Below are 14,973 nucleotides of genomic sequence, written 5' to 3' on the forward strand. Positions count from 1 at the left end.
TCAACACTTCTACTATTAACTATTAAACCTTACAGAAGGGGACAAGGGAGTGAAGAAGGGAATAGGGTGCAGGTTACAGGGTAGAGATTATTCCCTATCACCTGTCCCCTATCACCTCTTCCCTAATCTCTCGTAGGATGATAGATGTTGAGGTGCGATCGCAATAATTACCTGTGGCTAATCAAGAAGACAACGCCCAATCTCTGGCGCGAACCCATTTATATCAACTGGGTGTAGAACTCAAAGCACGCCTTACCAGCTTTGGCGGCTGGGAAATGCCTGTGCAATTTAGTGGAATTAGCCGAGAACACGAGGCTGTAAGAAATACAGCCGGAATGTTCGATATTTCCCACATGGGCAAATTTACTCTCCAAGGTAAAAACCTGATTTCCCAACTCCAGCCACTAGTGCCTTCTGACTTGAGTCGTTTGCAAGCTGGTCAAGCACAATACACCGTATTGTTAAATCCCCAAGCGGGAATTATTGACGACATCATTGTTTATTATCAAGGTGAAGACACCACTGGTATACAAAAGGCATTCATCATAGTCAATGCGGCAACTTCTGGTAAGGATAAAGCATGGCTATTGCAACACCTTGACCTGGATAAATTACAATTCCAAGACCTTTCACCAGATAAAGTCTTAATTGCCGTGCAAGGGCCAAAAGCGATTAAATATCTCCAGCTGTTAGTGCAAGAAGACTTACAACCAATCAAAGCCTTTGGACATTTAGAAGCAACCCTACTAGGTAAACCTGCCTTTTTGGCCCGCACGGGTTACACCGGAGAAGATGGCTTTGAGGTGATGGTAGACCCGAATGTGGGAGTAGAATTGTGGCAAACTCTCCATAAAAATGGTGTTATCCCCTGTGGACTGGGTGCGAGAGACACTTTGCGCTTAGAAGCAGCGATGGCACTTTACGGACAAGATATCGATGACATCACCACACCCTTAGAAGCAGGTTTGGGGTGGCTAGTTCACTTAGATACTAAAGGTGATTTTATTGGTCGGGAAGTTTTAGCACAACAAAAAGCCACTGGAGTGCAGCGCCGATTAGTAGGTTTGCAAACCCAAGGACGTAACATAGCTCGTCATGGTTATCAAGTGTTATCCGCAGGTAAAGTGGTGGGAGAAGTTACTAGTGGCACCCTGTCACTTACACTTGGTTATCCCATTGCCTTAGCTTACATTTCCACCCAGCTAGCAACTGTCGGTCAGCAGCTAGAAGTTGAAATTCGCGGCAAAGCTTATCCAGCAGTTGTAGTTAAACGTCCCTTTTATCGGTCAAAAAATCGTGTTACCAACTGATAAGCGCCGAGGTTTTTGAGGAATAATGTGTTGTGAGTTATTCAACTACACTAAGGTTCATTACCAGATATAACTTGGATGACTGTTAGGGAAATAATTTTTTTGATAAGGGAGAGGAAGTGATATGTCTTTTGAATATCCTCAAGATTTCAGATACTTGGATTCTCATGAATACGTGCGAATCGATGGTGAAATTGCCACCATTGGCATTACTGAGTTTGCCGTACATGAATTGGGTGATATCGTCTTTTTGGAACTGCCAGAAATTGGCGACGCTCTTACCAGGGGAGAAAACTTTGGCACAATTGAATCAGTGAAAGCCGTTGAAGAACTGAATTCACCAGTAACAGGCACTGTTATAGAACGCAACGAAGCCTTAATTAATTCTCCTGAAGAAGTGTCAGAAGACCCCTATGGGGAAGGGTGGTTTTTGAAAGTGCGTGTCAATGACCCTGGCGAAGTCGAGGATGCCTTGACAGCGGATGAGTATCGCGCCCAAGTAGAAGGGGAATAGGAAAGAGGCAAAGGGGCAAAGGGTAAAGACTTGCAACAAATTTCCTTCTGCTCCCCTGCCTTTTTCTATTCCACTGGAAAATAAGTCATGAAATTTAGATAAATCGAAAAGTTACACTTACTTCTCATGAGTATTTATTGCAAAATATGAAATAGTACCATCTGGAGAGTAATTTGTGGTATTGAACGCCCCTATTCTCAAGTCTAATGAGCAGCAAGTGCTGGACGAAAAAAGTCAAAAGTTAAGTAGTTTTGTGCCAAGACACATTGGCCCTAACTCCGATGACATCCAACAAATGCTTAAGGTATTGGGGTTTCCCAGTCTGGATGCCCTAATTGACCAAACAGTTCCACAGGCAATCAGGCTGAAGCAACCGCTAAAGTTACCAGAAGCAGAAAGTGAGTATGCAGCACTGGCATGGTTAAAAAAAGTTGCTGCCAAAAATCAGGTTTTCCGTTCATATATTGGTATGGGCTATTACGACAGTATTACCCCACCTGTGATTGGGCGTAATATCCTAGAAAACCCCGGTTGGTATACTGCCTACACTCCTTATCAGCCAGAAATTGCCCAAGGGCGACTAGAAGCGCTGCTAAATTTTCAAACCCTGATTATTGACCTTACAGGTTTAGAAATTGCTAATGCTTCGTTACTTGATGAAGCCACAGCCGCAGCTGAAGCGATGAGCCTAAGCTATGGTGTTTGTAAAAATCAGGCAAATGCCTATTTTGTCTCTAGTGAGTGCCATCCCCAAACCATTGACGTATTGCAAACACGCGCTCAACCATTAGGGATTAAGATTATTGTCGGCGATCATCAAACATTTGATTTTGAGCGACCAATTTTTGGGGCTGTTCTGCAATACCCTGCAAGTGATGGCACTATTTACGACTACCGCGCTTTTATAGAAAAAGCCCATGCTAAGGGTGCATTGGTGACGGTAGCAGCAGATCCTTTAAGTTTAACTTTGCTAACCCCTCCAGGGGAATTTGGCGCTGATATTGCTGTCGGAAGCACTCAGCGATTCGGTATTCCTTTGGGGTTTGGGGGGCCTCATGCGGCATACTTTGCTACGAAAGAAGAGTATAAACGGCTGGTTCCAGGGCGAATCGTAGGTGTATCAAAAGATACTCAAGGTAAGCCTGCATTACGTCTCGCCTTGCAAACTCGTGAGCAGCACATCCGCCGCGAAAAAGCTACTAGTAATATCTGTACTGCACAGGTATTGTTGGCGGTGATGGCGAGTATGTACGCCGTATATCATGGCCCTGCTGGACTGAAGCAAATTGCGGAGAATATCCATTCTTTGACGGTGTTATTGGCTGAAGGACTGAAGCGTTTGGGTTACAGCATCAGTTCCAAAGATTTCTTTGATACGCTGCGAGTCGAACTGGGAAGACGCAATTTAAAAGATATTCTGGCAGTTAGCGAACAACTTCAAATTAACCTACGGGTTTTTGATGCCACTGCTGTTGGTATATCCTTGGATGAAACAACTACGCCAGAAGATTTAATCGACCTCTGGCAGATTTTCGCTGGTACAGATGATTTACCCTTCACTTTAGAAGAATTAACTTCTGACTCATGCTTTCATCTTCCTCTCTCCCGTACAAGTACATATCTCACCCACCCAGTTTTTAACCGCTATCACTCAGAAACTGAGTTGTTGCGCTATCTGCACAGGCTAGAAAGCAAGGACTTGTCGCTAACGACATCGATGATTCCTTTGGGTTCTTGCACAATGAAGTTGAATGCGACAGCTGAGATGATTCCGGTAAGTTGGGAGGAATTTGGCAAGATTCATCCATTTGCCCCGGCGTCGCAAACACAAGGTTATCAAATCTTGTTTGAGCAACTTGAGGCATGGTTAGCTGAAATTACTGGGTTTGCGGGAATTTCTCTACAACCAAATGCTGGTTCTCAGGGCGAATATGCTGGACTTTTAGTAATTCGTCAATATCACAAAAATCGGGGCGAAGCACACCGTAACGTCTGTTTGATTCCCACTTCCGCACATGGGACAAACCCAGCGAGTGCGGTGATGTGCGGGATGAAGGTGGTGGCTGTTGCCTGTGACTCACAAGGGAATATTGACGTTGATGACCTGAAGAGTAAGGCAGAAAAACACAGCAATGAACTTGCCGCCTTAATGGTGACATATCCCTCAACTCACGGTGTTTTTGAGGAGCCAATTCAAGAAATCTGCACTGTTGTGCATAGTCACGGTGGACAAGTTTACATGGATGGGGCAAATATGAACGCCCAAGTAGGAATTTGCCGTCCTGGAGATATTGGCGCGGATGTCTGCCATTTAAACTTGCACAAGACCTTCTGTATTCCTCATGGTGGCGGTGGCCCTGGTATGGGGCCCATTGGCGTTGCATCTCATCTTGTACCTTTTCTGCCCGGACATCCTGTGGTAGGGACTGGGGAGTGGGGAGTGGGGAGTAGGGAAGAAATCTCTAATTCCCAACGTATTGGTGCTGTGGCAGCTGCACCTTGGGGTAGTGCTAGTATCTTGGTGATTTCTTGGATGTACATTGCCATGATGGGTGCAGGGGGTTTAACCCATGCAACTAAGGTGGCAATTCTCAACGCTAACTACATCGCCAAGAAACTGGAATCGTACTATCCGGTTTTGTATCAAGGGAAAAATGGTCTAGTTGCCCATGAGTGTATTTTAGATTTGCGATCGCTCAAAAAATCAGCTGCGATCGAAATCGATGATGTTGCCAAGCGTCTGATCGATTATGGCTTCCATGCGCCGACTGTCTCCTGGCCTGTTGGGGGTACAATCATGGTGGAACCTACAGAAAGTGAATCTAAACAAGAGTTGGATCGTTTCTGTGATGCGTTGATTTCTATTCGCCAAGAAATTGCTGAAATAGAATTAGGCAAGGTGAATGCCCAAGATAATGTTTTGAAGAACGCACCCCACACCGCCGAAAGTCTCATCACCGGAGAATGGCAGCATCCCTATTCTCGCGAACAAGCTGCCTATCCTGCATCTTGGACTCGTGAGTATAAATTCTGGCCTGCTGTTGGTCGCATTGACTCAGCTTTTGGGGATAGGAATTTTGTTTGTTCTTGTCTGCCAATGGATGCTTATTAAACTGAAGTGAAGAATTAGGAGTTAGGAATTAAAACTCCTAACTCCTGCCTTCGATAAACACTGATGATTTACCTGTTTCTATCTGTAATTGTCTGGTTACAATACCTGGGAATTAAACGATTAGGCTTGTTGTATTTCTGGACGACCATCTTCAACTACAAATGAAGCCCGCTTACTAAGCGTGCCATTCGGGGTTGTGACGTTTGATAAAACTAGATAGTCTGTCTTGCAGGTTGTGGGAGTCAGCGCACAACGAACATACCCCCGTTGACCGTTGAAGAATTTAATGTGTGGATTATCGGGTAAGTAAGCTTCAACATTTGGGCTGGTATCTGCCCCATCTCCACCGGAGGTTATTGAGGTGCAGACAAATTCACTTCCGACTGTAGCAGATTTTGGGTTATTAAAGTCAGCCTTTAAATTCATTGCCCAGTTGGAATGGATATCGCCTGATAAGACTACTGGATTAGATGGTTTGCGCTGTTCTAAAAAACGCATGAGGCGATCGCGGGAAGCCACATAACCATCCCACTTATCCATACTGTAGGTTCCGCCCTCCCCTGGTTTTGTATCTATCTGAGCAACTACAACTTGCTGGGCTAAAACGTTCCACTTAGCCTGTGAACTATTTAAACCATCATATAGCCAATTTTCCTGACGCTTACCAGTAATCGTTGCATTCGGATCTTCTCCACAAGGACGTTCTTTAGTGCCATCACCACAGGGCTGATCGGTACGATACTGACGGGTATCTAGGACATGGAAGGTAGCTAAGTTACCAAAGGAGAGCCGACGGAAAAGTTGCATATCGGGGCCAACGGGACGCGAGAAGGGGCGCAGTGGCATGTGTTCGTAGTAAGCCTGATAGGCAGCAGCCCGTCGTTGCAGGAAGATTGCCCGATTTTGATCTGGTTCAGTATCGACTTCCGAGATGTCGTTGGCGTAGTTGTTTTCTACCTCGTGGTCATCCCAGGTGACAATCCAAGGAAAGGCTGCATGAGCTGCTTGCAGATTGGTATCGGTTTTATAGAGGGCGTGACGGTTGCGGTAATCTTCCAAGGTGAGAATTTCGGCACTGTTGTGCTTTCTGGGGCGATTGTTTGATATTCCTCCTTCATAGATGTAGTCTCCAACATGCACTACCAAGCTGAGATCATCCTGGGCAATATATTTGTAAGCAGTATAGTATCCCTGCTCATAGTGCTGACAGGAGACAAGGGCAAAGTTTAATTTATTTAAGTAGCCACCTGCTAGAGGAGCTGTACGAGTGCGACCAATAGGACTAGCGTCTTGGCCGACAAGAAACCGATACCAGTACCAAGTATCAGATTGCAGGCCTTCTACCACAACTCGAACAGAGTGAGCTAGTTGTGGAGTTGCAAGTACCGTACCTCTGGAGACAATACGTCTCATATCAGGATCGGTTGCTACTTCCCAGCGAATTGGCACATTAGCAGGTGGCATTCCACCTCCATTTAAGGGTTCAGGAGCGAGACGAGTCCAAATCACTACGCTGGTAGGATAGGGATCGCCCGATGCTACACCCAAAGAGAAAGGATAATTGGAAAATCTGCTTGTGGCGATTACTCTTTGAGGAGAAAATTGGTTAGCGATCGCTAAACCAGACAATGCTCCTGCTCCGATAATTAAGTTACGTCGTTTGATTCGACTGTGCAGGAACTGCTCAAAATTCCGGTAATTTACCATTCTCTACTCCTGGCTAGGTAAGTTAAAGTACAGCAATAGCTAACACAAAGAAGGCAGGGTAATTTTAGGAAAAGTTCGTAACTAATTCCCTTAGCAAAATCAGATTTTAATTTCCAATTTTTGATTTTGCTATCAATGTGTTAGATATTGTTTTCCTACAGAAAAGCCTACTAATAAGAGATTAATTCTGGGCAAAGAAAGCGTTAATATCAACTTAAACAAGGTTAGATTTTAACCTTTTTAATTGATGCTACCTTTCTCTTCATCATCCAGCCAAGGCTACAAGTAAAAAGAGCGCCAACTAAAGGTGTAGGTTCAGGTACTTGTCTATAAGAAACTGTACCTGATATAAATTCAGCATTTGGAGAAGTTTTAGAGAAAATTGTAAAATCCTCACCAATAATTTCATAACTTATAGAACTGGAAGGATTAGCTTGATCATTGAACTGATAATCTAACGCAAAATATTTTTTTCCTGTTAAAGATGTGCTTGAAAAAATTAGAGGAAAATCTGGGTAGTTGGCATCATCTTTTTGCGTGTAAACGGTAGAGTCACCATCAAATTTAAAAGAAAGTGACTTAATGGCAGTTTCAGGATTATAGTCATTGCTGAAAGTTGAGTCATCAAAGCTAAAAAAGCCATTTCCCTTAGTTACTGGGCTATCAACTGTGAAAGCGTAATTCAGAATTGCAGCAGATGCAGATTTTGCATCTACGGTAGCAAAACCTAAAGTAAGAGTAGCAGCAGCAATCAATAATTTTGGAACCAATTTCATCTCTGTTTTCCTCACCATAAACTTCTCTAAGCAATGCAACTACAAGCTATAAAAATAACTTGTTCCTAACTTACTTATTTTCCAAATGGATATTCATAACTGGTTAGAACAGTGATGAAATCAATGATTTGTTTCTTTTTATTGACAAAGAGACAAATCTCCAATTATTTTGAGACACTCGATTTTAGAATTACAAGTTTAAGCGGACTTTAATCAAAGGTAAAAATAAAATTTAATTTAAGTTTGCCAATGAAAAAGTTAGCCGATAACCGCAGAGCAAACGCATCTAAATATTGCTCGGCCTGAATAAGAGTGGAATTCAGCAAGACTGCTATCAGATAAGACTTTCAGGAAATTAAATGTTCACTTTTATTGCAATGACAATCATTATGAGAGGGAGGAAAAGTTAGAGAAAACCATCGCTTGGCTGTCAAAGAAGGGAGCAACGCGATTTTATAAGCTCAGGGTAAATTATCAATTACATCACTAAATTCTCAATAATACAGGTTTTTTTGTTGCGATGCCTACGGCGGGCTACGCCTACGCTACGTGTACCGGAGGTAATCGCATCCCAAAATAGCCTATTTGCGTTTTTAGTTTTCACACTTAGCCTTAACTGAATTGTATTGCCTCTAATTCTTCTCTTACAGATAAAGGCTGATACCCCAATGCAAAAGCTTTGGAACTATCCAAAGAAACATCTGTCGGTCTAGGTGCTGCCATTTTCACATCTTGTTGTCGACAGGCTTTTAGTCCGGTGGCGGGAAGTTGAAATACTTCTACTAATATCTGTCCAAAATCATAACGTGAAATCCGCTCTTTGCCACCTAAGTGAATGATGCCATTAACTTTTTGCAATGCTAATAAAAGTCCTTTAGCGGCAGTTGTTCCACTTACTGGTGTGCGAAATTCATCTATAAATAAACTCAATTCTTTTTCGGCTTGTAAAGTTTGAATAAATGGCTGAATAAAGCTTTTAGCTGTGGGTGTTGCTGCACCAAACATCAACGGCATTCGACACACTGCGGTCATGGGATATCTTTCTAGCATATCTGCTTCTGCGATCGCTTTTTGCTCACCGTAAAGATTGACAGGACACACGGCATCCCTTTCTCGATATGGAGCATTTAAGCCATCAAAAACCAAGTCGGTTGAGGTAAAAGCACAAGGAATAGAATTATCCGCGCAAAGTCCGGCAATATTGCAAGATACGATAACATTAATTGCGTGTGATTCTTTGGGGTTGATTTGACAAAAATTTGGTTGCGAATGTGCAGCAGTATGAATAACTGCTTCTGGTTTGACATCATTAAAGATGCGTTTCAATTCCTGAAAATTTGTTAAGTTCGCTTTTAATATTTTCATACCAGAAATCTCTAAAGGATGGGATAAATAAGTGCCATATATATCCCATTCTTTTTTTCCAAACTGGCAAAGATGCCATCCTAAAAAACCACTTGCTCCAGTGATTAACAATTTTTTCATATTTAATCGGAAACCGCTCAAGAAAAAATCCTTGCTACAGCAGGCTTATATTTTACACTGAGTAGTGGTAATAAAATACTATTGCAGTAATTTCTGAAACTGCTTTTCACTACGCACTTTGCTAAAGTCTGGGTCAGTTTTTGCTAATTTCTTGTATTTATCAGGAACAAGCTTGATTGCTTTGTCTAGGTTCTCAATTGTTAATTCCAGATTGCTTTGTAAAGCATAAGAGCAAGCTTTGTTGTAATATACTTGGTGCAAATCTTGCTTGATGGCGATCGCTCTATCATAAGATGCAATAGCATCTTGGTAGCGGTGCAGCTTTGTCAGAGCAATGCCTCGGTTAATTAAGGCTTCATATTTGTCGGGTTTGATAGCGATCGCTTTGTCGTAAGATGCGATCGCATCTTTGTAGAGTTGCAACGATGTTAGAGCTATGCCACGATTATACCAAGCTTCATATTTGTCGGGTTGGATCGCGATCGCTCTATTATATGATGTAAGAGCGTCTTTATAGCGTTGCAACGACGTTAAGGCTATGCCACGGTTAATCCAAGCTTCAGGATTCTCAACTTTGATGGCGATCGCTTTATCATAAGCTTTTATGGCGTCTTCATAATTTTGTCTATCTAATAAATTATTACCTTGATGAAACAAATCTTCTGCTTTTTGCGTAGCCTTCGCTTCTATGAAAAGTTGGGTTACATTGCTTTCTTGGACAACCTGTGTAGTATTTTCTGCTGATGAGTTTGCCCCATCACTACAGCCAAATGCCAAGAAAGCTATCAAGCCAGATGCAACGAAGCAGTGCCGAAAAACCATGCTGTACCTACAAAAATTATTAGATGATGTTAAAATTTGTTAGTTTCTTGAGTATTATCAAAATACACTAGTTTTTACCCATTAATTTACTTCTATTTCTTTTCAGAAAGAGCCTTGTTGACGATGCATAAAACTTTATTCAAATCAAGCGTGAATAATAATATCATAGTAAAGACACATAAAGCAATCGCTTAGAACCTACTTTACTCAAAAACAATTATTTGTGTTGCTATACTATGTTGCGTAGCTGTAACCCGTCGTAAACATCGCACTCGTGTAGTAATTCACCGTTATGAAAAGCTTCTTTAATCCGCTAATACCGACGGTATTAAATCAGCCAGGATCGCAGAGGTGAGGACAGAAGTAATATCAGAATAGCTAATTTTTCCAACCTTTATCTCTATTAAGGAGTTTTATTTTTCTTTAAAATAAAATTTAAAGTCAACTCTACATTATTGATAAATCGTAGAAATAATTTATATTATATATATGGCAATTCATAGTTTTGATATTACTGAAAATTTTAGTAATAGGAAACATTGCTCATAAAAATTGCTAGCGAATTGCTAATGCCATGAGATAATTTTTGGCATTAAATTTGTATGTTTTGTATTCATTATTTTCTATTAAGGATCTAAAACTATGTCTGTTTTCTCCCCTGATGGTCGGACAAAAGTTAGTAACACGACAACTTTTCCGTTTAGTGCTATAGGAAAGATGAGAATACATTGGAAAGGCCCAGATGGGGTTATTGATACTGCTGATGATATTATCGTCAACGGTTCTGGTGCCATGATTGATCCCTACCACTTTTTAACAGCAGGACACTGTGTGTATGACACGAGATATGGGGGTTGGGCAGATAAAATTGAGGTGATGCTTGGTTCCAAAGGAAATATCATTGCTGGTACAAACCAGGCTGACTATGAATACTATAGTGAAGCCAAATCTGCTTATACACGTTCTTTTGAAGGATGGACTCAAGGAGATCAAACTAAAAGCGAAACTTTTCAATACGATATAGGATTGGTTACTCTTGACCGCAATATTGGAAACTTCACTGGCTGGTTTAACTATGGATATGACGATAATCTCAGCAGTGGAACTTTAATGAATGTCACTGGATACCCTTCTGATAAGTTTGATTCCAACAGCGATGGAAAATGGGACAACTATGATATGTGGACTCAGAGTGGAAAAATCACAAGTACAACTGACTCAATCTTGCGTAGTAATGAGCTAGATATTCTACCTGGAAATAGTGGAGGCCCTCTCTGGCTTGATAAGTCCAACACAAATAAACCGACTATTTATGGAGTAGCTTCAAATGAGACAACCACCAACAACACTCCGCTTTACAACGAGTTTGCCCGAATTACAAGCACTCGATATAACGAGATTCAAAACTGGATTGACGAAGACACTACTGCCCGCAAACCCATTGACAAGGCTGATTTAGTAGATTCTGACGCGTGGTTTAACACCACTCTTGGAAGTTTTAGTAATAACACTATCAAATATGGGGAAAATTTCAGCATCACAGTCTATCCTCGTAACAATGGTACAGCCGCAACAGGCAATTTATCGGTTTCTTTTTACGCTTCTACTGATGCCAATGTCACTGATAGTATTGGTTCTCATTACTTAATTGGTAATACAACTATTTCTTCGATTAATCCATTCAATTCAGGAACAGCGACTTGGAATAGTGCGTTTCCTAATATCCCAATTGGAAATTACTACGTTATTTCATTTCTAGATCCAACTAATTCAATCCAAGAGTTTGATGAGAGTCTAACCAGCAACCAAAAGGTATTTAGAACTTTACTCACTGTTACCAATAGTACGCCCATTTCGACACCTCTGACCGTTTCATCAACCGTTAGCTCTCCTTTATCAGCCAATGAAGAAAATCTTACTTTAACAGGTACAGATAATATTAATGGGACTGGTAATACTAGTAATAACAAGTTAAATGGTGGAAATAACAATGACATCCTTATAGGAGGAAGTGGTAACGATACTTTTGTTGGAGGTTTAGGTAACGATACCCTAACCGGAGAAACTGGATCTGATATTTTTACTATTAATACCCCTTCTGAGGGTATTGATAACATTACAGATTTTTCGCCCTTAGATGACACAATTTATGTTTCTAAAATAGGGTTTGGAGGTGGACTTAGTGAGGGTATACTAGAAGCTACGCAATTTTTTAGCGGTTCAGTAGCACAAGATAGCAGCGATCGCTTTATCTACAACAAGAAAACAGGGGGTTTCTTCTTTGATGCTGATGGTACAGGCTCATCCGGTCAAATCCAAGTTGCTCAACTAGCAATAGGTCTAGCCATGACTAATACAGATATTTTCGTGATTGCCTAAATAATTCAAAACTTATACCAGTTTTCTATAAAGTTGTACATTCTTTTGACCTCTGCCAACCTCCCCGCGAGTTCGGGAAGTTGCCAGAGGTTCTTTCCATGCGTCTTTATGCAGAATTGGTATTACGCATTGAAAACCTGAAAATAGATTCTCTGTAACCCTTACAAACAAGGCTTTTAAGGGGTTGGGATGATACTTATGCGTAATTTCTAAATTTATCTGTGCAACGCTTAACTAATGCCAAACACTGATTCGACAGTTGACTTAATCGAATCTCTTGCATCCTTCAAAGTTTGGCTAATGGGATGCTTTGCCTGCATGAATGCACGCGCACAATTGCGTCCCGGCATTCCTGAAATTGAACCACCTGGATGAGTTCCTGCACCAGTCAAAAATAGATTATCAATTGGTGTTTTGTAGTTCGCTATTTCTGGCAAGGGACGGAAAAATATCATCTGATCTAGGGTCATGTCAACATGGTAATAATTCCCTTTGTACGCACCTAATCTTTCTCCTAGTTCGGCGGGACTTTCTACACGACGGGCGATAGTTGCATTCTTGACATTTGGTGCATAGTCTGCCAATTTATCAATCACCTTATCTGCAACTTGGTTTTTCAATTCATCTGTCCAACCAGTACCTTTTAAACCAGTACCTTCTGCACCCGCAATTTGATAAGGGGCAAAAAACTCAATCCATGCAGTGTGCTTACCTGGTGGTGCTAATGTGGGGTCTAAATAGCTAGGCATCACCAAATACATTGATGGGTCAGCATCAGGAATCTCTCCCAAAGTACATTTGCTATGAGCCTGTTCTACATGTGTTACGGAATCTGCAATTAAGATGGAACCAACAAGATATTCGTCTTTGTGGGCGTGGTGTGGAAAGTGCAGTGGTTCGTCTAAAGCCAAATCTATCTTGAGAATGGTTTCGTTATTGTTAACGATGCGGCGTTCTAATCTTTCCCATAAATCTGGATCGGCTCCATCAACTTCGCTTTTATCAGTCATTTGCAAAAATAACCGCTTGGCATCAATATTAGAAATAACCCCGTGTTTCGCGCGATATTCTTTACCACCAGCAACCCGCACACCTACAGCTTTTCCATCATCAATTAAAACTTTTTCAACCTGCTGATCTGCGAGAATAACCCCACCTTTACTTGTGACTAAATTCACCAAAGCTTGCACAAGTGCGCCAGTTCCGCCGCGAGGTCTGGCCATTCCAGGATTGTGACGCATTGCCATCATAATTGCACCAATAGCAAGGGTTTTTTGCGATGGTGGCGCCCCAAGTTCTGCTGCTAGTCTGGCTAGTGGCGCTTTCAGAAATTCCTCATCAAACCACTCGTTAAGTAAATCCTCCGCGCTGTTCAACATTGTGCGAATAAAGTCCAGCGTTTTGTTCGGGGAACCAATGACAGAAAATAAATCTTTCAGTTTGGTGATGTCGTAGTTACCAAGGATATCTATAACTGACTTTGGCGGTGCATTAAACATGGGAATCATTGCACCTAGCGCTCGCTGCCAAAAGTCTACAAATTCGGCATATTTTTTGGCATCACGTTCACTGTAACGAGCAATTTCTGCACAAGTCTTTTCCACTGACTTATGTGCTAAGAAATACTTGCCATCAGGATGAGGACAGAAAACAACCGGATCGCACTCCAGATAATGCAAGCCGTATTTTTCTAGTTCTAATTCTTCAACAACTGGCCCCAAGTGAATGAATTCATGGTCAATAGCACACAAGTTAAATTTAAATCCAGGAGCTTCTTGGAGTAAACATTCTTCAGTTGTTGCTGCACCACCGATAACAGAACGTTTTTCTAGTAACAGGACGCTATAACCAGCTTTTAACAAATACGCTGCGCAAACTAGCCCATTATGTCCAGCACCGATCAGCACAACATCATACTCTTGCATAGTTGTCATTTTGAAATTAAGTAGCTTTTAAAAGCTTACAAAAACTTTCAAAAATTTACATCATTCCCTAGTTACAAAAATTATCCTTAGCTAGCGTCAATACTACTAAAGAGATAATTCAGTTATTGATGCGGGTATTTGCTTTACTTGAGTTTCTACCATAAGTGTCAAACTACCCTTTTCTACTTTTATATCTTTAATCTTGAACGCCATATCTTCCCATTTCAAAGATGGTAGATTCATCAGTTCTTTGGCTTTCTGCATTAATGCTGTAATTAATTCTATTGAAATACCCTCTCCCTCAGTGCAGTTAAAACTCTCCACCATCGCAGGTTGTGAATGAGTCCGTGGGCGAATGAGGGCAGTGTAAGCGAAAGGGCGAGTATTTCCCATTTCCTTTAACAGCACTTTTCCTTTACATTCTATTTTGCCTTCACCAGGTAAAAATACCTGAATTTTTTGCGGCTCAAAACTTACAATATCACCATCTACATTTAACTCCAAGTTTTGCATCTGGGTGCGAATCAAGTCTGAGGTGAAGGCGCGGTTAATATCTACTTCAGTAACTACAATGTGACCTACAGCATTTACTGACTCATTGAGTTCTATTTTACCAAAAAGAGCAGTTAACGGATTGATGTCAATGCTATCTGTTTGTAGTTTGATTTCCTGCACGCGGATGTCTTCTTGTATAACCAATCCTTCACCTGCAAACAAAACTCCATCCGCTTGTCCCTGAAGTATTTTGAATAAATCAGTTTGTACATTTATGTCTATTTTTTCTACTTCATCTAACCCTTGGGATACCATCATTTCAGCGCCCTGAGATAGAACTTTTTCTTCCAGATTATGTTCGTCTTGCATGGATTAGTATCTCCTAAATATCCTCTTACTACTTACTGTAAAGGCTAGATACTAAGGAGCGAATCTACATTGCGGTATA

General features: G+C 41.3%; 10 protein-coding genes. 4 read left to right on the plus strand and 6 right to left on the minus strand.

Annotation, left to right across the window (positions count from 1 at the left end):
* Positions 1 to 173 precede the first annotated feature (173 nt).
* From gcvT to gcvP, 3 genes are all read left to right on the plus strand, one after another.
* Positions 174 to 1,310 (plus strand): glycine cleavage system aminomethyltransferase GcvT, encoded by a 1,137-nt coding sequence (gene gcvT, locus NLP_RS12175; protein WP_104906634.1) that lies wholly within the window; start codon positions 174 to 176, stop codon positions 1,308 to 1,310.
* A 124-nt stretch (positions 1,311 to 1,434) separates the two neighbouring features.
* Positions 1,435 to 1,824 carry a glycine cleavage system protein GcvH gene (gcvH, locus tag NLP_RS12180; protein ID WP_069072677.1) on the plus strand — a complete coding sequence of 130 codons (390 nt, stop codon included), beginning with the start codon at positions 1,435 to 1,437 and terminating at the stop codon, positions 1,822 to 1,824.
* A gap of 175 nt (positions 1,825 to 1,999) precedes the next feature.
* Positions 2,000 to 4,936, plus strand: a complete 2,937-nt coding sequence (gene gcvP / locus NLP_RS12185; protein ID WP_104906635.1) for an aminomethyl-transferring glycine dehydrogenase — start codon at positions 2,000 to 2,002, stop codon at positions 4,934 to 4,936.
* Between the two features lie 120 nt (positions 4,937 to 5,056).
* On the opposite strand, the gene NLP_RS12190 is transcribed toward gcvP, so the two are convergent.
* The 4 genes from NLP_RS12190 to NLP_RS12205 all read right to left on the minus strand — a co-directional run bounded on the left by NLP_RS12190 (position 5,057) and on the right by NLP_RS12205 (position 9,726).
* Positions 5,057 to 6,643, minus strand: a complete 1,587-nt coding sequence (locus NLP_RS12190; protein WP_104906636.1) for an alkaline phosphatase D family protein — start codon at positions 6,641 to 6,643, stop codon at positions 5,057 to 5,059.
* Positions 6,644 to 6,867: 224 nt separating this feature from the next.
* Positions 6,868 to 7,419, minus strand: coding sequence for a PEP-CTERM sorting domain-containing protein (locus tag NLP_RS12195; RefSeq protein WP_104906637.1), 552 nt, complete (start codon positions 7,417 to 7,419; stop codon positions 6,868 to 6,870).
* Positions 7,420 to 8,031: 612 nt separating this feature from the next.
* Complete coding sequence (locus NLP_RS12200) at positions 8,032 to 8,904, minus strand: SDR family oxidoreductase (protein ID WP_104906638.1); 873 nt, start codon at positions 8,902 to 8,904, stop codon at positions 8,032 to 8,034.
* A gap of 78 nt (positions 8,905 to 8,982) precedes the next feature.
* A complete protein-coding gene (locus tag NLP_RS12205) occupies positions 8,983 to 9,726 on the minus strand; it encodes a tetratricopeptide repeat protein (RefSeq protein ID WP_104906639.1) in 744 nt (247 codons plus the stop codon).
* 642 nt (positions 9,727 to 10,368) lie between these two features.
* Between NLP_RS12205 and NLP_RS12210 the strand changes: the two genes are divergently transcribed.
* Positions 10,369 to 12,105, plus strand: a complete 1,737-nt coding sequence (locus tag NLP_RS12210) for a trypsin-like serine protease (protein ID WP_104906640.1) — start codon at positions 10,369 to 10,371, stop codon at positions 12,103 to 12,105.
* Positions 12,106 to 12,335: 230 nt separating this feature from the next.
* On the opposite strand, the gene crtO is transcribed toward NLP_RS12210, so the two are convergent.
* Complete coding sequence (gene crtO, locus NLP_RS12215) at positions 12,336 to 14,030, minus strand: beta-carotene ketolase CrtO (RefSeq protein ID WP_104906641.1); 1,695 nt, start codon at positions 14,028 to 14,030, stop codon at positions 12,336 to 12,338.
* Positions 14,031 to 14,135: 105 nt separating this feature from the next.
* Complete coding sequence (locus tag NLP_RS12220; RefSeq protein WP_104906642.1) at positions 14,136 to 14,894, minus strand: LmeA family phospholipid-binding protein; 759 nt, start codon at positions 14,892 to 14,894, stop codon at positions 14,136 to 14,138.
* Positions 14,895 to 14,973: the final 79 nt, after the last annotated feature.

The sequence above is a fragment of the Nostoc sp. 'Lobaria pulmonaria (5183) cyanobiont' genome (assembly GCF_002949795.1).
Taxonomy (GTDB): Bacteria; Cyanobacteriota; Cyanobacteriia; order Cyanobacteriales; family Nostocaceae; genus Nostoc.